Origin of the sequence: Cyanobium sp. BA5m-21 (genome assembly GCF_024346235.1) — a bacterium.
Lineage (GTDB): Bacteria > Cyanobacteriota > Cyanobacteriia > PCC-6307 > Cyanobiaceae > Cyanobium_A > Cyanobium_A usitatum.
This window is the reverse complement of the sequence record NZ_JAGQCO010000023.1, coordinates 1-20,357: the sequence shown is the minus strand read 5'-3', so window position 1 is coordinate 20,357 and position 20,357 is coordinate 1. Positions and strand designations below refer to the sequence as shown.

Annotated in this window: 19 protein-coding genes and 1 tRNA gene; 8 read left to right on the top strand and 12 right to left on the bottom strand. The window is 65.7% G+C overall.

Translation table 11 applies throughout. From position 1 onward, the window contains the following. Positions 1 to 18: 18 nt before the first annotated feature. The 5 genes from KBY72_RS08505 to KBY72_RS08485 all read right to left on the bottom strand — a co-directional run bounded on the left by KBY72_RS08505 (position 19) and on the right by KBY72_RS08485 (position 5,907). Positions 19 to 321, bottom strand: a complete 303-nt coding sequence (locus KBY72_RS08505) for an acylphosphatase (protein ID WP_254961377.1) — start codon at positions 319 to 321, stop codon at positions 19 to 21. Next, positions 270 to 1,739 (bottom strand): cobyrinate a,c-diamide synthase, encoded by a 1,470-nt coding sequence (locus tag KBY72_RS08500; RefSeq protein WP_254993373.1) that lies wholly within the window; start codon positions 1,737 to 1,739, stop codon positions 270 to 272. The genes KBY72_RS08505 and KBY72_RS08500 overlap by 52 nt, the downstream gene beginning before the upstream one ends. 27 nt (positions 1,740 to 1,766) lie before the next feature. Continuing rightward, positions 1,767 to 3,062 carry a glucose-6-phosphate dehydrogenase assembly protein OpcA gene (locus KBY72_RS08495; RefSeq protein WP_254961380.1) on the bottom strand — a complete coding sequence of 432 codons (1,296 nt, stop codon included), beginning with the start codon at positions 3,060 to 3,062 and terminating at the stop codon, positions 1,767 to 1,769. A gap of 36 nt (positions 3,063 to 3,098) precedes the next feature. Then, positions 3,099 to 4,622, bottom strand: coding sequence for a glucose-6-phosphate dehydrogenase (gene zwf, locus KBY72_RS08490; protein ID WP_254961395.1), 1,524 nt, complete (start codon positions 4,620 to 4,622; stop codon positions 3,099 to 3,101). Positions 4,623 to 4,764: 142 nt separating this feature from the next. Continuing rightward, positions 4,765 to 5,907, bottom strand: a complete 1,143-nt coding sequence (locus KBY72_RS08485; protein ID WP_254961381.1) for an FAD-binding oxidoreductase — start codon at positions 5,905 to 5,907, stop codon at positions 4,765 to 4,767. Positions 5,908 to 6,147: 240 nt separating this feature from the next. On the opposite strand from KBY72_RS08485, the gene KBY72_RS08480 reads away from it, so the two are divergent. After that, the gene (locus KBY72_RS08480) at positions 6,148 to 6,618 is read left to right on the top strand and encodes an SRPBCC family protein (RefSeq protein WP_106633068.1); all 471 of its coding nucleotides are present in this window, start codon (positions 6,148 to 6,150) and stop codon (positions 6,616 to 6,618) included. 69 nt (positions 6,619 to 6,687) lie between these two features. On the opposite strand, the gene KBY72_RS08475 is transcribed toward KBY72_RS08480, so the two are convergent. Together KBY72_RS08475 and KBY72_RS08470 are read right to left on the bottom strand one after the other, a co-directional pair. Continuing rightward, positions 6,688 to 6,760, bottom strand: a tRNA-Glu gene (locus tag KBY72_RS08475). Positions 6,761 to 6,849: 89 nt separating this feature from the next. After that, positions 6,850 to 8,037: a histidine kinase gene (locus KBY72_RS08470; protein WP_254961382.1), complete on the bottom strand. Its 1,188-nt coding sequence runs from the start codon at positions 8,035 to 8,037 to the stop codon at positions 6,850 to 6,852. Between the two features lie 89 nt (positions 8,038 to 8,126). Between KBY72_RS08470 and KBY72_RS08465 the strand changes: the two genes are divergently transcribed. Genes KBY72_RS08465 through pepN form a run of 3 tightly spaced genes read left to right on the top strand, consistent with a single transcriptional unit; the run spans position 8,127 to position 11,844 of the window. After that, positions 8,127 to 8,687 carry a hypothetical protein gene (locus tag KBY72_RS08465; RefSeq protein ID WP_254961384.1) on the top strand — a complete coding sequence of 187 codons (561 nt, stop codon included), beginning with the start codon at positions 8,127 to 8,129 and terminating at the stop codon, positions 8,685 to 8,687. Positions 8,688 to 8,731: 44 nt separating this feature from the next. After that, complete coding sequence (locus KBY72_RS08460; protein ID WP_254961385.1) at positions 8,732 to 9,172, top strand: cAMP phosphodiesterase; 441 nt, start codon at positions 8,732 to 8,734, stop codon at positions 9,170 to 9,172. Positions 9,173 to 9,177: 5 nt separating this feature from the next. Next, positions 9,178 to 11,844 carry an aminopeptidase N gene (pepN, locus tag KBY72_RS08455; RefSeq protein WP_254993372.1) on the top strand — a complete coding sequence of 889 codons (2,667 nt, stop codon included), beginning with the start codon at positions 9,178 to 9,180 and terminating at the stop codon, positions 11,842 to 11,844. On the opposite strand, the gene KBY72_RS08450 is transcribed toward pepN, so the two are convergent. Together KBY72_RS08450 and KBY72_RS08445 are read right to left on the bottom strand one after the other, a co-directional pair. Continuing rightward, positions 11,828 to 12,994, bottom strand: a complete 1,167-nt coding sequence (locus KBY72_RS08450; RefSeq protein ID WP_409995486.1) for a glycoside hydrolase family 10 protein — start codon at positions 12,992 to 12,994, stop codon at positions 11,828 to 11,830. The two genes, pepN and KBY72_RS08450, sit on opposite strands and share 17 nt — an antisense overlap. An 11-nt stretch (positions 12,995 to 13,005) precedes the next feature. Further along, on the bottom strand, positions 13,006 to 14,013 hold the full coding sequence (locus tag KBY72_RS08445) for a ribose-phosphate pyrophosphokinase (RefSeq protein ID WP_254961387.1): 1,008 nt from the start codon (positions 14,011 to 14,013) through the stop codon (positions 13,006 to 13,008). 68 nt (positions 14,014 to 14,081) lie between these two features. Here KBY72_RS08445 and KBY72_RS08440 point away from each other — a divergent pair, with 68 nt between their 5' ends. Further along, positions 14,082 to 14,585, top strand: coding sequence for a hypothetical protein (locus KBY72_RS08440; RefSeq protein WP_254961388.1), 504 nt, complete (start codon positions 14,082 to 14,084; stop codon positions 14,583 to 14,585). Here the strand turns inward: KBY72_RS08440 and KBY72_RS08435 are convergent. Next, positions 14,568 to 15,569, bottom strand: a complete 1,002-nt coding sequence (locus tag KBY72_RS08435; protein WP_254961389.1) for an LCP family protein — start codon at positions 15,567 to 15,569, stop codon at positions 14,568 to 14,570. The two genes, KBY72_RS08440 and KBY72_RS08435, sit on opposite strands and share 18 nt — an antisense overlap. 91 nt (positions 15,570 to 15,660) lie before the next feature. Here KBY72_RS08435 and KBY72_RS08430 point away from each other — a divergent pair, with 91 nt between their 5' ends. Both KBY72_RS08430 and malQ read left to right on the top strand, forming a co-directional pair. Beyond that, positions 15,661 to 16,857, top strand: a complete 1,197-nt coding sequence (locus KBY72_RS08430; RefSeq protein ID WP_254961390.1) for a Coenzyme F420 hydrogenase/dehydrogenase, beta subunit C-terminal domain — start codon at positions 15,661 to 15,663, stop codon at positions 16,855 to 16,857. Beyond that, positions 16,854 to 18,380: a 4-alpha-glucanotransferase gene (gene malQ, locus KBY72_RS08425; protein WP_254961391.1), complete on the top strand. Its 1,527-nt coding sequence runs from the start codon at positions 16,854 to 16,856 to the stop codon at positions 18,378 to 18,380. Before KBY72_RS08430 ends, malQ begins: the two co-directional genes overlap by 4 nt. On the opposite strand, the gene KBY72_RS08420 is transcribed toward malQ, so the two are convergent. Together KBY72_RS08420 and KBY72_RS08415 are read right to left on the bottom strand one after the other, a co-directional pair. Beyond that, positions 18,344 to 19,156: a helix-turn-helix domain-containing protein gene (locus tag KBY72_RS08420; RefSeq protein WP_254961392.1), complete on the bottom strand. Its 813-nt coding sequence runs from the start codon at positions 19,154 to 19,156 to the stop codon at positions 18,344 to 18,346. The genes malQ and KBY72_RS08420 overlap by 37 nt on opposite strands. A gap of 128 nt (positions 19,157 to 19,284) precedes the next feature. Continuing rightward, on the bottom strand, positions 19,285 to 20,016 hold the full coding sequence (locus KBY72_RS08415; RefSeq protein ID WP_254961393.1) for a pseudouridine synthase: 732 nt from the start codon (positions 20,014 to 20,016) through the stop codon (positions 19,285 to 19,287). A 70-nt stretch (positions 20,017 to 20,086) separates the two neighbouring features. On the opposite strand from KBY72_RS08415, the gene KBY72_RS08410 reads away from it, so the two are divergent. Further along, positions 20,087 to 20,357: sigma-70 factor domain-containing protein (locus KBY72_RS08410; RefSeq protein ID WP_315859534.1), on the top strand; the 271-nt coding region annotated here is incomplete at its 3' end.

Here is a 20,357-nt window from a genome sequence, read left to right as displayed (position 1 = left end):
GGTCGTTATTTGGGCATTTCAGCGACGCACTTCAAACCAGTCGGTGCCGGCAGCGGCCACCTGGCTGCTAGCCACGCTATTCACCACCGCTTCAGCCGGGCCCTTCTCGCACCACAGCCGCAGCTCGGTGAGCTCCTGCGGGCAGCCCTCAGCTTCTATCTCCACCGAACCATCGGAGCAGTTGCGCACCCAGCCGCTCAGGCCAAGATCCTGGGCCCGCAGCTTGCAGGCGGCCCGGTAGCCCACCCCATGCACTTGGCCGCGCACGATCAGACGCCAGCGTTCTTGCTGGATCTGGGGCCGGGGTTCGTGGGGCTGCACAAAGCGGCGCTCGTCGGCAGCGGCGCGGCGCGCGCGGCTGCGGCTGCCAGGCGTGAGGGAATCACCGGGCATCCAGCCCAGTGGAGGTGCAGCCAGCTGGCGTGCACGTTCGGCGCTGTCCATCCTTCGCTCCGGGTTACGGTCCCCCAGCCGTCAAGCTGCCACAGCCCGTCGCCGGCTGCCACAGCTTTGTCGCAGTTCTGCAGAGGCTCCAGTTGCCAGCGGTGAAATTCATGGCCGCAAAAGCTCTCGCCCGGCCGCACCAGCAAGCCATTGGCCGTGGCGGTAGCCGTGCGGTAACCCAGGCTCAGAGAGCCTTTGCGGGCCTTGAAGGGCAGCACGCCAGCCATCGGCTGCAGCTGCCCCTCGCCATCGGCCAGCTGCTCGCCCAGCAGCAGCAGGCCGCCGCATTCGGCCACCAGCGGCAGCCCCGCCGCCGCCGCCCGGGCCAGGTCGCCCAGGCTGCGCCGGCTCGCCGCCAGCTGGGCCGTGTGCAGCTCCGGATAGCCCCCCGGCAGCAGCACCGCCCGGCAGCCCTCGGGTAGGGGCTCATCGGCCAAGGGGCTCCAGGCCCGAGGCTCCAGCCCCACCGCCTCGAGCAGCTCGCCGGCCTCCGGATAGCGGAAATGGAAGGCCGCATCGCTGGCGATCGCCACCGGCAGGGGCTGGGGGCTCTGGCGCAGGTGGGGGCTCTGCCGAAGGCACCAGTTGATCGGATTTTCGGCCCCTGGCTCGGCTGCTGGTGGGGCCAGCAGCGGCACCAGCTGCTTCAGGTCTAGGTGGCGGGTGGCCAGCTCGGCCCACTGCTCCTGGCGCTGCTCGAGGTCTTGCAGCTCCTCCGGCGGCAGCAGGCCCAAGTGACGTGAGGGCAGCTCCAGGCTGGGGTGGTGCGGCAGCACCCCCAGCAGCGGCACCTCGATGCTGGCCAGGGCTTCCGCCAGCAGGGCGTGGTGGCGCTCGCTGCCCACCCGGTTGAGCACCACCCCGGCCAGCTGCACCGCTGGTGGGCCATGGTCGCGGAAGCCCCGCACCAGCGCCGCCAGGGAGCCCGCCTGCCGCGACGCTTCCACCACAAACACCACCGGCAGACCGAGCTGGGCCGCCACCGCCGCCGAGCTGCCCTCACTGCTGGGGCCGCGGCCATCGAACAGGCCCATCACCCCCTCCACCAGCGCCAGGTCGGCCCGGCTGCCGTGCCAGCTAAAGCAGCGCTCCAGCCACTCGGGCCCGCACAGCAGGGGATCGAGGTTGCGGCAGGTGTGGCCGCTCACCCGGCTGAGCAGCTGGGGATCGAGGTAGTCGGGCCCCACCTTGAAGGGCTGCAAACCCAGGCCCTGCGCCCGGGCCCAGGCTGCCAGGCACAGGCTCAGCAGGGTCTTGCCGCTACCGCTGCTGGGCGCGGCGATCAGACAGGCCATTCAGGGGAGGCTCTCAGGGCAGCGGTCTTAGGGCAGCAGTTTGGCGGCGAGGGGGGCGGCGGCTGCCAGCAGGGGGTTGGTGGAGTCGTGGCCGCCGGAGAGCAGGCGGGCCATCTCCATCTCCTCGCTCTCATTGGGCAGGGGCACCACCTCCTCAGCCAGTTCCATGCTGGCCATGCCGCCCGATTCGAGCCGCATGCAGCCGCCCGATTCGGAGCAGAGGATCACGCATAGCGGTGAGCCCTGGCTGCTTTGGCAGATCAGCCGCAGTCCCACCATGGCGCCGGGGTGGGTTTTGGGTACGCCCACTGGCACTGGCATCTGGCGGAAGCGCACGGTCTGGCCGTCGGTGCGCTCGAATTCGGCGCCGATGCCATCGCCCACCCCGTCGCCATCCACCGCATAGGTGGAGATCAGGTGCCAGCCCAGCCGGTCGGCCAGCCAGGCCGCCAACAGCAAACCCTTCACCGGGTTGCTGCCCTCCACGTCGAGGTCGAGCTGCACCACGTGGTTGAGGGCATCACGCCGCGAGGGCGGATCAAACACCATCGCCAGGGATTCGCGCCAGCTGCGCAGCCGCAGCCAGTTGAGGTCGTTGATCGGCTGGCCCGCATCGATCCGGTCCACCAGCAGGTCGAGGCAGCGGCGCGGATCCCCCAGCGACGAATCCACCACCAGGCGCCGGGCGCCGGTGGCTAGAGCCGCCATCACATCAGGGGCCTCATCGAGGCTGCTGTTCCACCACACCCAGCAGGGCAGGTCTGGGGCGATCAGCGGTTGGACCAGATCGAGGTTCTGGCGCAGGGCACCGGTGCCGCCCCTGAGCACCACCACGTCGCCGCAAGCGGAGCCGCCAGCGCCCTCCTCCGGCAGGGGGCAGTAGGCGGCCACCAGGGTTTCTAAGGGCTGACCGCCGTCGAGGGTGGGGGCCAGGGTGATCAGCCGCCGGGGCATGTGGGCGCTGATCGCCCCTTCCACAAACTGGCCGCGCTGGTCTTCGGCGTGGTGATTGCCGCCCAGCTGGCCGATCGCCCAGGCCAGCTTGGGATCCATCGGTGCCGTGCTCAGGGGCAAGCCACAGCTCACCGCCGCGGCTCGGGCCGCCTCTAGCACCGTTTCATTGAGCAGGCCTGTGATTGGTCCATCTAGCCGGCCGCAGCGCACCAGCTGCTGCTCCAGCCAGGAGCCCTCCCACACCACCAGGGTGAAGGTGGCGGCGCCGGGGGGGCTGCCCAATTCCTGATTCCAGAGGCGCTCCAGGTAGCCGGGCACCTGGTCGGGGGGTAGGGCGAGGGGGGCCTGGAGGGTGAGCTGGGTCGACATGGGGGCAGACTCGCGGTGGGGTCAGGGCAAGAGAAATCAGGGGCGACGCCAGGCCAGGCCGTCTTCGGCCAGCAGGTTGTCGGCGGCGGCAGGACCCCAGGTGCGGGCTTCGTAGGGGTACACGGGCAGCTGGGAGGGGGCGTCCTCGATCAGTTCCAGCAGCGGCGTGTAGAGACGCCAGGCGGCCTCCACCTCGTCACTGCGGGTGTACAGGGTGGGGTCGCCCAGCATGGCGTCAGCCAGCAGGCGCACGTAGCCCTCGTCGCTGGGTTCACCGAAGCTGTCGTCGTAGGAAAAGGCCATATCCACCGGCCGGCTGCGCATGCCGGAGCCGGGGGACTTCACCTCAAATTTGAATTCAGCGCCTTCATCTGGCTGGATGCGCAGGATCAGCTGGTTGGGGGTGGGGGCGCCGCCAGCGGCATCAAACAGGTGCACGGGCGCCTCGCGGAAGGTGAGCACCACCTCGGAGAGCCGCTTGGGTAGGCGCTTGCCGGTGCGCAGGTAGAAGGGCACGCCCTGCCAGCGCCAGTTGTTGATGAACAGCTTCATTGCCACGTAGGTCTCCGTGGTGCTCTCCGGGTTCACCCCCGGCTCATGGCGGTAGCCGGCGATTGGTCGGCTGTGGGAGCCGCCAGGGGCGTACTGGCCGCGCACGCAACACTTCCAGGGCTCATCTTCATTGGCTAGGCGCGCCGCTTGCAGCACCTTGGCCTTCTCGTTGCGCATCGACTCGGGGTCAAAGCGTCCCGGTGCCTCCATGGTGGTGAGGGCGAGCATCTGGGTGAGGTGGTTCTGCACCATGTCGCGCAGGGCGCCCGAGCTTTCGTAGTAGCCGGCCCGCTCCTCCACGCCCACGGTTTCGGCCGCCGTGATCTGCACGCTGGAGATGTAATTGCGGTTCCAGATCGGCTCAAAGATCGTGTTGGCGAAGCGCATCACCAGGATGTTCTGAACCGTCTCCTTGCCCAGGTAGTGGTCGATCCGGAAGATCTGGTTTTCCTGGGCGCAGGTCTGCACCACCCGGTTGAGTTCCTGGGCGCTGCCGTAGTCGCGGCCGAAGGGCTTCTCGATCACCACCCGGCTGCGGCTCGGGTCGCTCAGCAGCCCGGCGGCGGCCAGGGAGCGGCAGCCACTGCCGTAGAAGTTGGGCGATACGGAGAGGTAGAAGGTGCGGTTGCCGCGGGTGGCCCGCAGCCGGTCGATGCCCTCTAGCCGCTGGCCCAGCCGCACCACCGAAGGGGGATCCTCCAGGTCCACCGGCTCGTAAAACAGCCCGGCTGCAAATTGCTCCCAGGCCACCCGGTGCTCAGCCACCTCTTGGGCCATGGCCTCGGCCATCTTGCCGCGGAAGTCCTCATCGCTCCAGGGGCGGCGGGCGCAGCCCAGCACCGCAAATTCACTGGGCAGGCGGCGCTGGCGAAACAACTCAAATAGCGCCGGCACCAGCTTGCGGTGGGTGAGGTCGCCACTGGCCCCAAAAATCACTAGGCATTGGGGCGGGATAACCCGCTCCTGGCGGAGTCCTACCCGCAGTGGATTGGTGAGCACAGCGCCCATGAATGCCTGTCTGGTGCCCATGGTTTAACGGGCCTGGCGCCGTCGCCCACCGCTTGCCCCACTTTGTGATGGTTTCTGTGTGGGATTCGCCAAAAAAAAGCCCGCCTTGGGGGCGGGCAGGGGAAGCGGATTTGGCTCGAAATCAATAGGTTTCGACGTGCCAGCGGTCGGCCTTTTTGAGCTGGGGACGCAACTCGGCCCAGTTCAAACCCTTGGCAGTGGCTGCGGCGGTCATCGCCTCGTCGATGCCGGGCTCCATGCCCCGCAGACCGCACATGTAGACGTGGGTCTTGGGATTCTCGATCCAGGAGAAGATCTCCTCGGCGTTCTCGCTGACGCGGTCTTGGATGTACATGCGACCGCCGTTGGCGTTTTGCTGCTCGCGGCTGATCGCCTTGGTGTAGCGGAAGTTTTCGGGAAACTCGCTGGCGTAGCGGTTGAAGTCGTCTTCGTAAAGGAGGTTGGGGGTGGTGGGCACGCCCATCAACAGCCAGGCCTTACCGCGGAAATGCCAGCCGTTCTTCTCCCGCTCGGAGGGCTCAAACATGCGGCGCAGGTAGGTGCGCATCGGCGCGATACCCGTGCCGGTGGCAAGCATGATCACGTTGGCTTCCTCGTCTTCAGGAAGCAGCATCTCCTTGCCCACCGGGCCGGTGATCTTCACCTTGGCGCCGGGTTCGATGTCGCAGAGGAAGGTGGAGCAGACGCCGTTGATCGTCTCGCCGTCCTTCTCGTATTGCAGCTGGCGCACGCACAGCGACACCGTGTTGCCCTCCAGGTTGTCGCCGTGGCGGGTGCTGGCGATTGAGTAAAGGCGCAGCTTGTTGGGCTTGCCGTTGGCATCGGTGCCGTCGGGAATGATGCCGATGCTCTGGCCTTCGACGTAGTGCAGCTGGGGGTCACCACCGGAGAGGTCGAAGGTGATGTGATTCACCCGGCCGATAGCCCCTTCCGCCAGCAGGCTGTAGTTGTCGGTCACTGTGCCGACGAACGGATCCTTCGGCTTGTAAAGGTTGACGGGAACGTCGGCGTGGGACACGGCAGCGGGTTTCGAAGGAGCGGCGTTTGCTTTGGGGGCGGGTGCTGGGCTGGCGCCATCGTCTGCGAGAACGGCGCTGATGCGACCGCCTGTCTGAGCGATTAATTGCATCAGGCCCTGGAGTTGGCCGAATGGCACGGTGAAGCGGCGCTCAGCCTGACGCTGGCGTCTCACCCCGAAGGCTTCCACCACGACGGTGAACATCCGGTTGTCGGACTGGTTGGCGCGACCGGTGGAAACACGCATGCAGACTCAGTCCCCTCAAAAACGGGCTGATCATAGGGAACACGGCCGCAGCGAATTCCCGGCAGACACCGCTAGGTTTGTGCCCCAGCACACTTACGCCGTGCGTCCTTGGCGCAGCTTCTTGCCCGATCAGGTCTGCCCGGCCAACTGGCTGAGCCGGATTTGTTGTCGAATGGGCCTGCGGATTTGACCAATTCCGCCCCAACAGCCATCTGCAGCCTCGACACCATCCAGCAGGAGATGGAGCGTCTGCCCCAGGGCACCAGGCGCCTTGCGGTGCAGTTGCGCCTACCGCTTGATCCCAGCTGGATCTGGTCCGTGCTCACCGATTACGCCAATCTCAATAGCTTTATTCCCAACCTGGCCTCCTCCCGCCAGCTTTGGCGCCGCGGCAATCGGGTGGGTTTGGAGCAGGTGGGCACCCAGCAGTTCTGTGGGCTGCGTTTCAGCGCCAAGGTGGAGCTCGAGATTGAGGAGGATCTCGAGGCGGGCGAGCTGCGTTTTTGCATGTGTCGCGGTGATTTCCGCCGCTTTGAAGGCTGTTGGCAGATCGGCCGCACTGGTGAAACCACCCACCTGCTCTACGAGCTCACGGTGCAGGGCCGGCCCGGCATGCCGATTGGCTTGATCGAGCAACGTCTGCGCGAAGACCTGGCCAACAACCTGCGCGGAGTGCAGCGAGAGGCGGAACGCCGCGCAGCCCAATCCTGATTAACAGGAATCGAATTAACCAACCTTTCTCTTTTGCCCGATGGGGCCAAAAGCAGTTGGATTTGTGTATACCCCCAAGGGGATTCGAACCCCTGTCGCCTCCGTGAAAGGGAGGTGTCCTAGGCCTCTAGACGATGGGGGCGAGGCCACAACACTGTAGGGCGTTGATGTATTGGAAGCTACGGGGCAGGGGGACCCTTCGTCAAGGAGAGCAGCGCTTCAGGCCTGTCATCAGTGGGGGGCGCCGCGACGATCAGGCCCCATTGGCGTCAGGGCGGGTTGGACCTGGCCGCTCCAGACCGGCACGCTGACGTGGAAGCAAGCACCCTCGCCGGGCTCTGACACAACCCAGATGCGCCCCCCGTGCACCTCGGCGATGCGGCGGCAAACCGACAGGCCCACGCCGTAGCCCGAGGTGGTGCTGGAGGTTTGGGGCAGGCGCACCCGATCCAGAAAAATCCGTTCCTGCTCACTTTTAGGTATCCCCGGACCGGTGTCGCAAAAGCTCACCTGCACCCACTGGTCGGTGCGGTGCAGCAGGGTCAGGTGCACCCGGCCCCGGTCCGGGGTGAACTTGAGGGCGTTTTCCAGCAGGTTCAGCAATACCTGGCGCATGCGGCGCTGGTCGGCGAACACATCTGGCAGGTCGGCGGGGATGTCGGTGATCAGCTCTAGGTCGCGGCCGATCCAGAGTTTTTCCAGCTCCAGGATCGCCTCGGCGGCCACCTTGCCCAGCGCCAGGCGCTGGGGATTAAAGAGGGCCTCCCACCGGGTTGTACCCACCTCCAGCAGGTCCTTGGAGAGTTCGTGGATGTCGTCGAGGCGGCGGGTGAGTACGTCGCGGAAGCGGGTCTCGTCGATCTGGCCGAGGGTGTGGCTCTGAAGGGCGAGCTTGGCAGCCGTCAGCGGCGTGCGCAGCTCATGGGCCACCATCCGCAGTAGGCGCTCCTGCACCCCAAGGCGCTCGATCAGGGTTTCGTTTTCCTGGCGCAGCACCAGCAGCTGGTCTTCCAACTGCAGCTCGCGCTTGGTGCGGCTGCCATCAATTTCAGCGGGCCGCAGGCTCATGCCCAGGCTCGTAACCACCCCCATCTGCTGCCAGCGCGGCAGCCAGCTGCGCAGCTTCTGGGTGATGGCATTGCCGGCGATCACCTGCTTGGGCAGGGGGTCGAGCTTCACCAGGGCCGGGGTGGCCACAAGCCGGTGCAGCTCCAGCAGCTGGGGTTGGTGGCCCGGATCGGCGATCTCCAGGCTCACCTTGAAAGCGCACTCCTCGCTTTTGAGGAACTGGATCAGGTTGCGTAGGTCCTGGCTGGCCAGGTGGTAGCTGGTGGCGACAAGCAGCAGCTTCAGTTCGGGGCGTTCGGTCGCTCCGTCGTTGGCGACCTGGGCGGCCGTGGTGGGGTGATCGGCGCTCACGTGGCCAACCCTATGGGGAATTGGCCAGAGCAGCTCGATTTCGCTATGACTAAATAAACCAATGCCGTGCGCCCTAGGGCCGGGATGTCATGAGCATGCCTTCAAATTCCAGTCCAGTGGCGCCGCGCCCCAGGATTCAGCTCGACAGCAATACAAGGCGCTGGTTTGCCCGCAACCTGGGCCTGTGGCGCTCGCGCCGGCTGTATTTATTTGAGGACGGGGAGGCGTTGCGGCTCGACATGATGCTGCGGGTGGAGATATTCAGTGAGCCGGTGGAGGGTGATGCGGCCTATCGCTTCACTTGGTGGCCCGAGCAGGAGTTCGAATTCTTCGACAAAAAGCCCCGCTACGTGCCCACTGGCACCATGGAGGCCAATCTCTGCGGTCACCAGCTAAGCCGCAGCTCCGGCTACTTGAGCGGCGCTCCCACCAAAAGTCAGATCCGTCAGGTGGATGAGCACGAGCTCATTTTTGAATCCAGCTACCAGGAGTGGGACATTCTTGAGCACACTCGCCTGGTCGACCAAGACCGCTACCGCTCCCGTTCGATCTACTCCTGGAAGAACGGCGCCCTGGATGTGGCCGAAACCCACCACGAGATCCGGGTTGAAGAAGCGGGGGCGCCCATCCCGCACGACGCCTTGCCTTGATGCAGCAGCATGCAGTCAGCAATTTTTCTTTTCCGGTGTTCCTGATGCCCCGTAGTTTTCTGGCTCCCCTGCTGGTGCTTCCCCTGCTGCTGGTCCCTGCAGCAGCCCTGGCAGCTCCAGCCACTGAGGCGGAAATGAACCTCTACACCCGGATTGCAGCCGTAAACGTTTGCATTGCCCGGGGGGCAGGGGTGCCCTTCGATAAAGCGGTGGGCATTGCTGGCGAAACCATCGCCCAGCTGATTCAGGGCCAGCACGATGGCGTGATCAGCCAGGTGGGAGCTAAGCCGCTCAGCATCGACGACCTGCGCAAGGGATCGATCAACTCGGCTGTCCTTGGTGCCGCTGAGATCTGCCCCAAGGAGGTGCCAGCAGATGTGATGGCCAAGGTGCAGGACGCCATCAAGCAGTCGCCCGATACCAAGCCAGCAGTGAAGCCCGCTACCCCTAAGCCCGCTACCCCTAAGCCCGCTACTTCTAAGTAATTCCCATGCCCCTCGTGCGCCTCGCCGATTACCGTCCGGCGCCGTATCTGCTTGAGCGCACCGATCTGACGGTGCAGCTCCACTCCGGCCACACCGAGGTGCTGGCCCAGCTGGCCTTCGTGCCTAATCCGCTGGCCCAGCCGGGACCGTTGGTGCTCCAGGGCGTCGACTTGGAGCTGCTGGAATTGCGTCTCGATGGCGAGCTCCTGCCGGCTGAGGCCTTTGAGCTCAGCGCCGACCAGCTGGTGATCACCAAGCCTCCCTCTGGGGTTTTTCAGCTGCAGAGCCGGGTGCGCATCCACCCGGAAACCAACAGCACCCTTGAAGGGCTCTACGCCAGTGGCGGGCTGTTCACGACCCAGTGCGAACCCGAGGGATTTCGGCGCATCACCTTTCACCCCGACCGCCCCGATCTGCTCAGTCGCTTTCAGGTGCGGATCGAAGCCGATCGGGCCAGCTGTCCGGTGCTGCTCTCCAATGGCAACTGCATCGAAACCGGCGACCTCGACGCCGGGCGCCACTTCGCTGTTTGGGACGACCCTTTCCCCAAACCCTCCTATTTGTTTGCCCTGGTGGCTGGCCAGCTTGAGGAGGTGAAAGACAGCTTCACCACCGCCAGCGGCCGCGCCGTGGCCCTGCGCATCCACGTGGAACCCGGCGATGCGCCTTACACCGCCCACGCCATGGCGTCCCTGAAACGCTCGATGGCCTGGGATGAGCAGCGCTACGGCCTCGAATACGACCTCGATGAGTTCAACATCGTGGCGGTGCGTCACTTCAATATGGGCGCGATGGAGAATAAAAGCCTCAATATCTTTAATTCCAAGCTGGTGCTAGCCGACGCCGAAACCGCTACTGATGGCGAGCTTGAGCGGATCGAGAGCGTGATTGCCCACGAGTATTTCCACAACTGGACAGGCAATCGCATCACCTGCCGCGACTGGTTCCAGCTGTCGCTTAAAGAAGGTCTAACCGTGTTTCGCGACCAGAGCTTCACGGAAGATATGCACGGTGCGGCATTGAATCGCATCGAAAACGTTTCGATGTTGCGTAATAGCCAGTTTCGTGAAGATGCTGGTCCCACTGCCCATCCCGTGCAGCCTGATGCCTATCAGGCGATCGACAACTTCTACACCACCACGATCTACGAAAAGGGATCGGAACTTATTCGTATGTTGCACACCCTGCTGGGTGAGGAGGCGTTTATGCGGGGGATGGCGCTCTATGTGAGCCGCCACGACGGCACCGCCGCCACCTGCGAAGACTTCGTGCAGGCGATGCAGGATGCCGCCCCAGTGCCGCCGCCCTTTGATTTCGCCCAATTTCGCCGTTGGTATCACCAGTCCGGCACGCCGCGGCTGCACATCCAGCGCCACTGGAATGGCGAAACGGGCGTGCTCGAGCTGCAGGTGCAACAACACACCCCAGCGACACCCGGCCAGAGCGACAAGCAGCCGCTGGTGATTCCCCTGGCCCTGGGGCTGCTGGCTCAGGGCGGTGAATCCCTCCCCGTGCGACTCGAGAGAGAACCAGACCCAGCCCTGCTAGCTGGCGATGGCACCCGCCTGCTGGTGATCGACCAGCCCCAGCAGAACCTGCGCTTGGTGGGACTCCCTCGCCAGCACCATCCCCCGGCCCTTTCCCTACTACGCCATTTTTCAGCGCCGGTGATCCTGGAAATGGGCCGGCCCACCGCCGAGCTGGTGCACCTGCTGGCTGCCGATAGCGATCCTTTTGCCCGCTGGGATGCGGGCCAGGTGCTGCTGCGCCAAGCCGTGCTGGCCCGCGCCGCAGGTAGCGCCGATGGCCTGCTGGAAGAGGAGCTGATCGATGCCTTCGGCCGGATTCTGGCCGATCCCTCCCTATCCGAGGCCAGTCGCAGCGTGTTGCTGGCCCTGCCAGGTTTGCCCGAGCTCGAGGATGCCGCCGTTGCCGTTGGCGCTGAGCCCGATCCGCCGGCCCTGTTTACGGCGCTGCTTGCCCTGCAGCAGCGTTTTGGTGCGGCCTTGGCCGTGCCCCTGACCGCTGCCCTGGAGCGCTGCACGCCCCAGTGGAGCCTGGCCTGGCCCGCTGGTAACGGCGATCGCCTGCTTACGGGCACCGTGTGGAGCTGGCGGGTGGCCGCCGGTGATGCGCAGGTTGCGGCGGCCGCAGCGGCGGCGGTGCAAGGCCCCTCGATGACCCTGGCCCGCGCTGGCCTCAGGGCCCTGCAGTGCCATCCGATCTCTGAGCGCCAGCAGGCGGTGGATGCTTTTTACCAACGCTGGCAGCACAAGCCGGTGATCCTTGATGCCTGGTTTGCCCTAGAAGCATCTGCGCCCTTTGCCGATGGCCTGGAGCGGGTGGCTCGTCTACTGGAACATCCCCGCTTTGATCCCGCGGCGCCCAATTCGGTGCGGGCCGTGCTCGGGGGGCTCGCCGGTAATACGGCGGTGTTCCATGCCGCCGATGGCTCCGGCTACCGCTTCATGGCAGCTCGCATCGCCGATCTCGACCAGCGCAACCCGATCACGGCCTCGCGCCTGGCCAAGGTATTTAGCCGCTGGCAGAGCTACGGACCAGTCCGTTCAGCCGCGATGCACGCAGCCCTCGAGCAGCTGGCGGCAGCATCTCTCTCCCCAAACACCGGTGAGGTGGTTAGTCAGTGCCTGGGCGCTAAGGCCGGCCCTTGAGGCTCTGGTGCAGCTGGCAAAAGGCAGCTTTGCGGTAGGCAGCCCCCTCAGGCCCGGCGTGCAAACCCCACAGGCCCTCCCAATAGAAATAGATCACACCATGGCCCCGCTGCAGCGAAACCTGGGCTTTCTGCGCCAGGGTCGCCATGGTTGGGGTGCGGCCACCGAAGCCCGCCAGGATGCCGATCTCCACAGGCATGCCCCAGCTGCGCGCCTTAACCAGGGCCGGTTGGTTGAGGTCCTTTTCGAAGCCCTTCACCGAGTGGGCGTAGTTCTGCACTACTAGGTCGTCGATCAGCTCGCCCAAGGACCAAAGCTCCCAGTCCTGCAGCCAGTGGTTGTAAGCAAAGCGGAAGGGGCCCGGCGAGAGGCTGATCACCGTGCCAGAGGGCTTGAGTTGGCCCCGCAGCTCCCGCAGCAGGGCGGTGAGCTGCTGACGCCGCCAGCGCATCCAGGCCCGATCCGTGTGGTCGTTTGGCGGCTCCCGGCCCGTGGCCGCCCGGAATAGTTCGCGGCTGTAGGGGTCGTAGCCCAGCTCCACCGGCCAGGCGAAGTGGTCGTCGAGCTGGATGCCATCGACGCTGCAGCGCTGCACGATTTCGCCGATCAGGCCAAGAAAGCGCTGCCGCACCCCCGGGTGGGCGGGGTTGAGCCACACCATTGGTTTGCCGTGCATGACCATCTCAGTGCTGCCATCCCGGCGCTGCAGCACCCAATCGGGGTTTTGTCGCACCACGGCAGCGTCGGCCGGCTCCATCAGGCCGTACTCAAACCAGGGGATCACCTGCAGGCCGCGGCGATGGGCGGCCTTGGTGAAGCGGCAGATCGGATCGAGGTTGGGGTTGGCCTTCTCCAAGGCAGGCTCCATCGGCGCATGGCGGGAGCGGTGGAAGGTGGTGCCCCGGCTCCACACGTTGGGATAGAGGGTGTTGAAGCCCGCTTCTGCCAGCTCCTGCACCGCCCGATCGATGCGGGCGGGGTCGTAGTAGAGGGGGCTGGGGCTATTGGTGAGCCACACGCCGATGCGCCGGGGCGGAGCTGGCTGAGTTTGGGCCAGCAGTGGAGCGTTGGCAGCCCAAGGCAGGGTGAGCAAAATGCTCGCCGCAGCTGGCAAAAAGGCTTTTAAGCGGGCAAAACGGCGCAACTTCAGCGGATCTGCCCTCAGCGGAACATTGAGCTCACCGAGCTCTCCTCGTGGATGCGCCAGATCGCTTCGCCGAGCATCTTGGCCACCGAGAGCACTTGCAGCTGGGGGAAGCGGTCTTCATCGCGGCGGGGAATGCTGTTGGTGACAAGCACCTCCTCGAACAACCCAGGCTCCGACATCCGCTCGATTGCCGGTGGGGAAAACACCGCATGGCTGGCGCAGGCCAGCACCCGGGTTGCCCCCCGCTGCCGCAGCAGCCGGGCACCGGCACAGATCGTGCCGCCGGTGTCGATCATGTCGTCGATCAGGATTGCGGTCTTGCCCACCACATCGCCAATCACGGTGAGGCTTTCGGCCACGTTGTGACCTGAGCGACGCTTGTCGATGATCGCCAGGGGAGCGTCATTCATCTGCTTGGCGAAGGCCCGGGCCCGAGCTACCCCGCCCACGTCCGGGGACACCACCACCACTTCGCAGAGGTCGCGGGTGCGCAAATAGTCGACCAGCACCGGCGAGCCATAGATGTGGTCGCAGGGGATGTCGAAATAGCCCTGGATCTGGGCGGAGTGCAGGTCCATGGCTAGCACCCGATCCACCCCTGATTTAGCCAGCAGGTTGGCAACTAGTTTGGCGGTGATCGATTCCCGTCCGGCGGTCTTGCGGTCGGCGCGGGCGTAACCGTAGTAAGGGATCACGGCGGTGATCTGCCGGGCCGAGGCCCGTTTGCAGGCATCCACCATGATCAGCAGCTCCATCAGGTGATCGTTCACCGGGGCGCAGGTGGGCTGGATCAGGAAGACATCGCAGCCCCGGATCGACTCCTGAATCTGGATGTAAAGCTCGCCGTCTGCGAAGCGTTTGATCACCCTCGGCCCATCTGGCACGCCCAGATAGGTGCCAATTTCCTGAGCCAGGGCTTGGTTGGCGGTGCCACTAAACAACCTCAGTCGCCGGGTGTCGTGATTCGACTGGCTCGCGCTGCCCTGGGGTGCCACGCGATCAGCGGTCAGAAAACTGGTCACGGCGGCCGCTAACGCGTCGGCTGAAACCTGATGGTAGAAGCGAGCCCGCCCACCTAGTACAAAAATCCATGACTCTTTCCCTGTCTGGTCGGCAACGCCCCTTGGTGCTGGTGGGAGCTGGTGCAGCGGCTGCGGTGGCGGCACTGCAAGCAGAGGCGGGGCCACCGCTGGCCTTGGCCCTGGGCCTGCCCTGGGGCAACCCGCTCGCAATTGAGCAACCGCCCCAATCGTTGGCCTCCCTGGCTGAGCAGGGACCAGGCCTGGTGCCCTTGCTGCTTGATCCCGGCCTGGTGTTGCAGGGATTCGGCCACTGGGCCGAGGCCCTTGGGGCCTGGCGCCAGCCGGTGCTGCTGCTGCTGACGGCCGAGCAGCTGCAGACGGGCCTGCCGGCGGCGATGGCGGCCCTGCTGGCCCAGTGGCAAGTGCCCTTGGCCGGGCTGGTGCAGGCCGGTGGCCCCTGGCAGCCAGACCTGCGCCGCGGCGATGGCCTGCCCTGGTTGGGAACCCTGGAGGAGCCTTTTGACCTGGCCCCTGCTTTGGCCCTGCGATGGGAGCTATTGCTGAGCCGTTGAGGTAGTCGCTGCCGGCCAGAGGGGCTCAGGGGCGCTGCTGCTGATCTCGCGCAGGTTCAGTTTGGTGCTCCGGCTGTTGTTGGGTTCCTGTTCCTGTTCCTGTTCGGGTGCCGGTGCCAGGGGCAGGCTGGTGAATTGCACGCTCTCGGCCTGATCTAGGCCAGCCGCCAGCAGGCTCAGGGTTTCTGGCTGGCTCAAGTTGGTGACAACCCCCTGGTTGTTGAGTGATTTGAGCAAATTTGCAAGTTGGCCCAGCTGTTCCGGCATGGCCAGCTCCCGCAGCAGGCTGCGCACCACCAGCTGCTGGTTGTCCTGGCGACTCTCCTCAGGCCGGTCTGGATCGCGGTAGCGCACCAGTTGCTCCACCTGGTTGCCCTTGAGCCGTTGCAGCCCGCCCTGAAGGTTGATGCTGAAGCGCTGGCTCTTGTCCTTGTAGCGAAGAGCCAGGGTGGGATTGGCGGCGATGCTGCCGAGGCCATCCACCAGGCTGCGCAGGTTGGAGCGGCCCAGCACCAAAAAGCGCGCTGGCTGGCCCGAGTCGAGGCCTACCAGGTTGCCCACCGCATCAGCGGTGAGGGCTACGCCGCCGATGCGATAGAGGCTGCCGAGACTCTGGGGGCGTTTCTGGCCCGGTAGTTGCACGGCCAGGTTGGGCGGCAGGCTGAGCACCTGCAGGGGCCCCTGGGGATTAACCCGCACCAGCAGCAGGGCATCGGCGTTGGCTGCCCCACGGGGAGCGGCCTTGTTGAGCGGATCCCCGGGACGCTCGCTGTCGAGGCCGATCACCAGCAGGGTGATGCTGCGGCTAGGGGGCTTGGCCAGGTCGGCTGGCGTCAGCTGCTGCAGTGGTTCTGTGGCACGGTCGCCTATGGGCCAGAGCACACCGATCAGACCCGCGCCCATGGCCATGCCTACGGCTACCGCACCCAGCCGCAACAGGGTGGCTCCCCGGCGGGGTTGGCTTGGGGCGGAACGTCGGGCCATAGGGGCTTGTCGGCAAACCACTTTGGCCCAAGCCTCTACGTCTTGCACCCGATAGGTTGTGGCGGCGCAGATGCTATGGGGAAATCCGCTGATGGCTGCAAGTGCTCCCCATGAGCGCGCCCGGCCCCTGGCCAAGGGCAGCGTCTATCCAGCCAAAGATTTATGCAGCCAGTGCGGTCTGTGTGACAGCCGCTGGGTTGCTTACGTGAAAAACAGCTGCGCCTTTCTGGAGCAGCGCTTTGAGGCTATGGAGGCTGCGGCCCATGGCCGTAGCCGCGACCTCGACAACGAGGAGGAGCTTTATTTCGGGGTGCAGCAGCGCATGCTCACCGCCCGGCTCCAGCAACCGATCGAAGGGGCCCAGTGGACCGGGATCGTCAGCCGCATCGGTGTGCGGGCCCTGGAAACTGGCTTGGTCGATGCGGTGCTTTGCGTTGGCCAAAGCGAGGAGGATCGCTTCACGCCCGTGCCCCGCCTCGCCCGCACCCCGGAGGAGGTGCTCAGCGCCCGGGTGAATAAGCCCACCCTGTCCCCAAACCTGGAGGTGCTGGAGCAGCTGCCCGGCAGCGGCATCCGCAAGCTGCTGGCGATCGGTGTGGGCTGCCAGATCCAGGCCTTGCGGGCGGTGCAATCCACCCTGCCCCTTGATGAGCTCTACGTGCTGGGCTTGCCCTGCGTAGACAACGTCAGCCGAGCGGGCCTGCAGACCTTCCTCGACAGCACCGTCAGCTCGCCAGAGACGGTGGTGCACTACGAGTTCATGCAGGACTTCCGCATCCACTTCCGCCACAGCGACGGCCGCGAGGAAACGGTGCCCTTCTTTGGGTTGGACACACCCAAGCTCAAAGATGTATTTGCTCCGAGTTGTTTGAGCTGTTTCGACTACACCAACGCCGGCGCCGATCTGGTGGTGGGCTACATGGGCGCGACCTTCGGCCGCCAATGGCTCACGGTGCGCAACCCCAGGGGCCAGCTGCTGCTGGATCTGGTGGAGGAGGAGCTTGACGTGGCCCCTGTTACCTCCAGTGGTGAGCGTTTTGCGGCGGTGCAGCAGGGCATCGAGGCCTACGACAAGGCCCTGAAGCTGCCCATGTGGCTGGCCAACCTGATTGGTTTGCTGGTGCAGCGGCTAGGGCCGAAGGGCCTGGAATATGGCCGCTTTTCGATCGACTCCCACTTCACCCGCAACGCCCTCTGGTTGCGGCGTAACCACCCAGAAAAGCTCGAAGCCCACATTCCGGCGTTTGCCAAGGCCATCATTAGTCGATATCGGCTGCCGGCCTCGTGAATCAGGCCCACCGCCATGCCGGGGTGCTGCTGCACCCCACCTCCCTGCCTGGTAAGGGTGGTTGCGGCAGCTTTGGCCAGGCTGCCCACGATTGGCTTGACCTCCTCGGTCGCCATCGCATTGGCGTTTGGCAACTGCTGCCCCTTGCTCCCCCCGACGGCACCGGTTCGCCCTACAGCTCCCCTAGCGGCTCGGCCCTCAACCCCTGGCTGCTGGATGGTGAGCGGTTGCGGCAGGAGGGTTTCCTGGAGCCCAATGACTTAGAGGCCCTACCTGGAGCTGCGCTGGCGGCCGGGCCGATGGATTTGTCTGTGGTTGCGGCCCGCAGTACGGCTCTGGGGGAGGCCCTGGCCCGCCGCTGGGGTGCCCAGCCGGCAGAGCAGCAACGGGCTTTTGCCCGCTGGCGGCGGAGCCAACGGCGCTGGTTGCCAGACCACGCCCTATTCATGGTGATCCGCCGGCTCCAAGGCGGCCAGCCCTGGTGGCAGTGGCCGGCGCCCCTGGCCCAGCGTCAGCGCCGCGCCTTAGCGCGAATTGCCACCGAGCGCGCCGACTGGCTGCTGCAGGAGCAGCTGCTTCAGTGGCAGCTGCAGCGCCAGTGGCAGCAGCTGCGCCGTCAGGCAAGCCAGGCCGGCGTGCAGCTGCTGGGAGACCTGCCGTTTTATGTGGCCCACGACAGCGCCGATGTCTGGGCCCACCGCTCCTTGTTCTCCCTGCGCTCCGATGGCTCGCTCACGGCCCAGAGCGGCGTGCCGCCCGACTACTTCTCGGCCACCGGCCAGCTCTGGGGCACCCCTGTTTATCGCTGGCCCAGACACCTGCTCAGCGGCTTTAGCTGGTGGCTGGCCCGCCTGCAGCGCCAATTTGAATTGTTTGACCAGCTGCGGCTCGATCACTTCCGCGCTCTGGAGTCTTTTTGGAGCGTGCCCGGTGATGCACTCACCGCCGAAAACGGAAGTTGGCGCTGGTTTCCAGGCTGGCCGTTGCTGGCCTTGCTCTGGCTGCGCCGCGGCAGGCACCTGCCCCTAATTGCTGAGGATCTTGGTGTGATCACCCCAGAGGTGGAGGCCCTGCGTGATGGCTTCGGCTTGCCAGGCATGAAGATCCTGCAGTTCGCCTTTGATGGCGACTCCACCAATCCCTACCTACCAGCCAACATCCGCGGTCGCCGCTGGGTGGTGTACACCGGCACCCACGACAACGCCACCAGCGTTGGCTGGTGGCAGAGCCTCGGTGACGACGCCCGTCAGCGGCTGGCCGAGGCGGTGGGTGCACCCATCACGGCGCCGGCCTGGCAGCTGCTGGAGCTGGCACTGGCCAGTCCTGCCGACCTAGCGGTGGTGCCCCTTCAGGATCTGCTGGAGCTCGATGACCGGGCCCGCTTCAATACCCCAGGCACCAGCTCGGGCAACTGGACTTGGCGCCTGCAGCAGCCGGTGGCCAGCCTGGACGGGGCCCTGCAGGGCTATGGCGCCATGGCGGCTAGCTACGGCCGGGCTGCGTCTGCTGGTGAGCTGAACTGACCGGGCTGGCCCTTGACTGGCTGCAGGGGCGAGCCGTTCCAGCTCACTAGATCGCCGGCGCTGGGTGGAGGGTTGAGGCTGAGTCGGAAGCTGCCACTGAGTGGCAGGCTGATGCTGCCGCTGCTGTTACGCAGGTTGGTGCGAACTCCGCTGGCGCTCTCCAGCGTGAACTGGCTGGGCTGGCTTAATTGCAGCTCCAGCACTCCGGCCGCTGGAATTTGGCTTGGCTTTGCCCGCCGCAGTTTCTCAACCCCCTGGCCCCTGGCGGCCAGCTCCAGGGGGCGCAGCTCGGGATAAAGCTGCAGTAGGGCTTGATCAGGCCGCGGCGGTTTGGCCTGGTCAGCGGCAGGCAGGGGCGAAATCGGCCGTAGCGCCAGCAGCCCCCGGGCTGCCAGTTGCTGCTGCTGCAGGTTCAGCGCGTAGATCAGTCCCAGGGTCAGTAGGCCGTAGAGCAGGGTGCCCTGCCAGGTGGTGAATACATCGATTGAGCCCGGCGTGAAACGACGCAGCAGGGGCTCTCGCCTTTGGCCCTGGAAACGGCGGTGTTGCTCGCTGCTGGGCAGCGCCGTTTCCAGGCTGCCGGATGGCAGCTCTAGGTGTCGCTCGATCAGCGGCACCATGGTGCGCAGGTAGGTGGCTTCCGGTAGACGGTCGCGCCAGCCTCGCTCTAGGGCCTCCAGCACTGCTGCGCTGATGCGTGTTTGCAGGGCGAGGTCCCGCAGGCTCAGGCCCCGTTCCTCGCGCCGCAGCCGCAGCCGCTGGCCTGCTGCCAGCAACGGATCAGCCGGAGCCTCGGCAGGCCCACTTGGGGCCGCTGATTGACTAGGGCGCCACCAGCCACCAGGGCGCCACCAGCGGCCAGGGCGGCCTCGCGGGCGCTTTGGTGGCAGCGGAATTGAGGGGCTCAGGGTGGGGGCGTGGGATTAAGCAGTTGCCATTCTTGGCGATCGAGGCGCCGCCAGCGACCTTCGGGCAATGCGCCCAGCTGCAGGGGGCCGATTGCCAGCCGCTGCAGATCGAGCACGGGGTGGCCAAGGGCCTCGGCGGTGCGCCGGATCTGACGGTTGCGTCCCTCTCCCATCCGCAGTTCGATTTCGGTTGCCTGGGGGCGCCTTTGAATCAGCACCAGCCCCACCGGTTGGCTGGCCTGGCCATCAAGGGGCACTCCGGCAGCCCAGCGCTCCAGCACCCGGTCCTCCGGTTGGCCCTTCACCCACACCCGGTAAGTCTTGCGGTGGCCGTAGCGTGGATGGGTGAGCCGCAGGGTCACCTCCCCCTGGTTGCTGAGCAGCAGGGCGCCGCGGCTGTTGGCATCGAGCCGGCCCACCGGGTGGAGTCCACTGCCGTGGCGCAGTTCGGCTGGCAGCAGGTCCAGCACGGTGGTTCGCCCCTCGGGATCGTGGCAGCTGCAAACCACTCCCACCGGTTTGTTGAGCAGCAGCAGTAGGGGCTGGGGCCGGGCCGCCAGGGGCTCTCCCCGCACGGTGATGCGATCGCGCTCGGGGTCGGCCCGATCGCCCAGCTGGGCCACGGCACCATTTACCTGCACCAGGCCTTGGTCCAGCAGCTGTTCTGCCTGTCGACGGGAGCAGAGCCCGGCGTTGGCTATCAGTTTTTGCAGCCGTTCAGTGGGCATGCCACCCATGTTCGCCCTTAAAAAGAATGGTAGGTTTGCGAAACCAAAGAGTTTCGTAAACCGGCTAGCCATGTCAGCCCTGCCCGTTCTTGGCTCCAGCCCCAGTGCCGGTGCTGTCTCGGCCCAATCAGGTGGCGACCTGGTGCGTAGCTACCTGCGGGACATCGGGCGAGTGCCGCTGCTGTCCCATGAGCAGGAGATCACGCTGGGTCGCCAGGTGCAGGAGCTGGTGGGTTTAGAGGAGCTGGAGTTGGAGCTGGAGGTGCGACTGGGCAACAAGCCAAGCCAGGCGGAGTTGGCCCAGGCTGCTGGTCTGAGCGCGCCATTGCTTAAGAAGCGCT

Bases quoted from the DNA above. Each gene is read 5' to 3' on its own strand.
- KBY72_RS08480 (WP_106633068.1), top strand. From the start codon at position 6,148: ATGGAGCGTCTGCCCCAGGGCACCAGGCGCCTTGCGGTGCAGTTGCGC.
- KBY72_RS08415 (WP_254961393.1), bottom strand. From the start codon at position 20,016: ATGCCCACTGAACGGCTGCAAAAACTGATAGCCAACGCCGGGCTCTGC.
- KBY72_RS08500 (WP_254993373.1), bottom strand. From the start codon at position 1,739: ATGGCCTGTCTGATCGCCGCGCCCAGCAGCGGTAGCGGCAAGACCCTG.
- KBY72_RS08460 (WP_254961385.1), top strand. From the start codon at position 8,732: ATGCCCCGTAGTTTTCTGGCTCCCCTGCTGGTGCTTCCCCTGCTGCTG.
- zwf (WP_254961395.1), bottom strand. From the start codon at position 4,622: ATGGGCGCTGTGCTCACCAATCCACTGCGGGTAGGACTCCGCCAGGAG.
- KBY72_RS08435 (WP_254961389.1), bottom strand. From the start codon at position 15,569: ATGGCCCGACGTTCCGCCCCAAGCCAACCCCGCCGGGGAGCCACCCTG.
- KBY72_RS08495 (WP_254961380.1), bottom strand. From the start codon at position 3,062: ATGTCGACCCAGCTCACCCTCCAGGCCCCCCTCGCCCTACCCCCCGAC.
- KBY72_RS08465 (WP_254961384.1), top strand. From the start codon at position 8,127: ATGAGCATGCCTTCAAATTCCAGTCCAGTGGCGCCGCGCCCCAGGATT.
- pepN (WP_254993372.1), top strand. From the start codon at position 9,178: ATGCCCCTCGTGCGCCTCGCCGATTACCGTCCGGCGCCGTATCTGCTT.
- KBY72_RS08485 (WP_254961381.1), bottom strand. From the start codon at position 5,907: ATGCGTGTTTCCACCGGTCGCGCCAACCAGTCCGACAACCGGATGTTC.
- KBY72_RS08440 (WP_254961388.1), top strand. From the start codon at position 14,082: ATGACTCTTTCCCTGTCTGGTCGGCAACGCCCCTTGGTGCTGGTGGGA.
- KBY72_RS08430 (WP_254961390.1), top strand. From the start codon at position 15,661: ATGGCTGCAAGTGCTCCCCATGAGCGCGCCCGGCCCCTGGCCAAGGGC.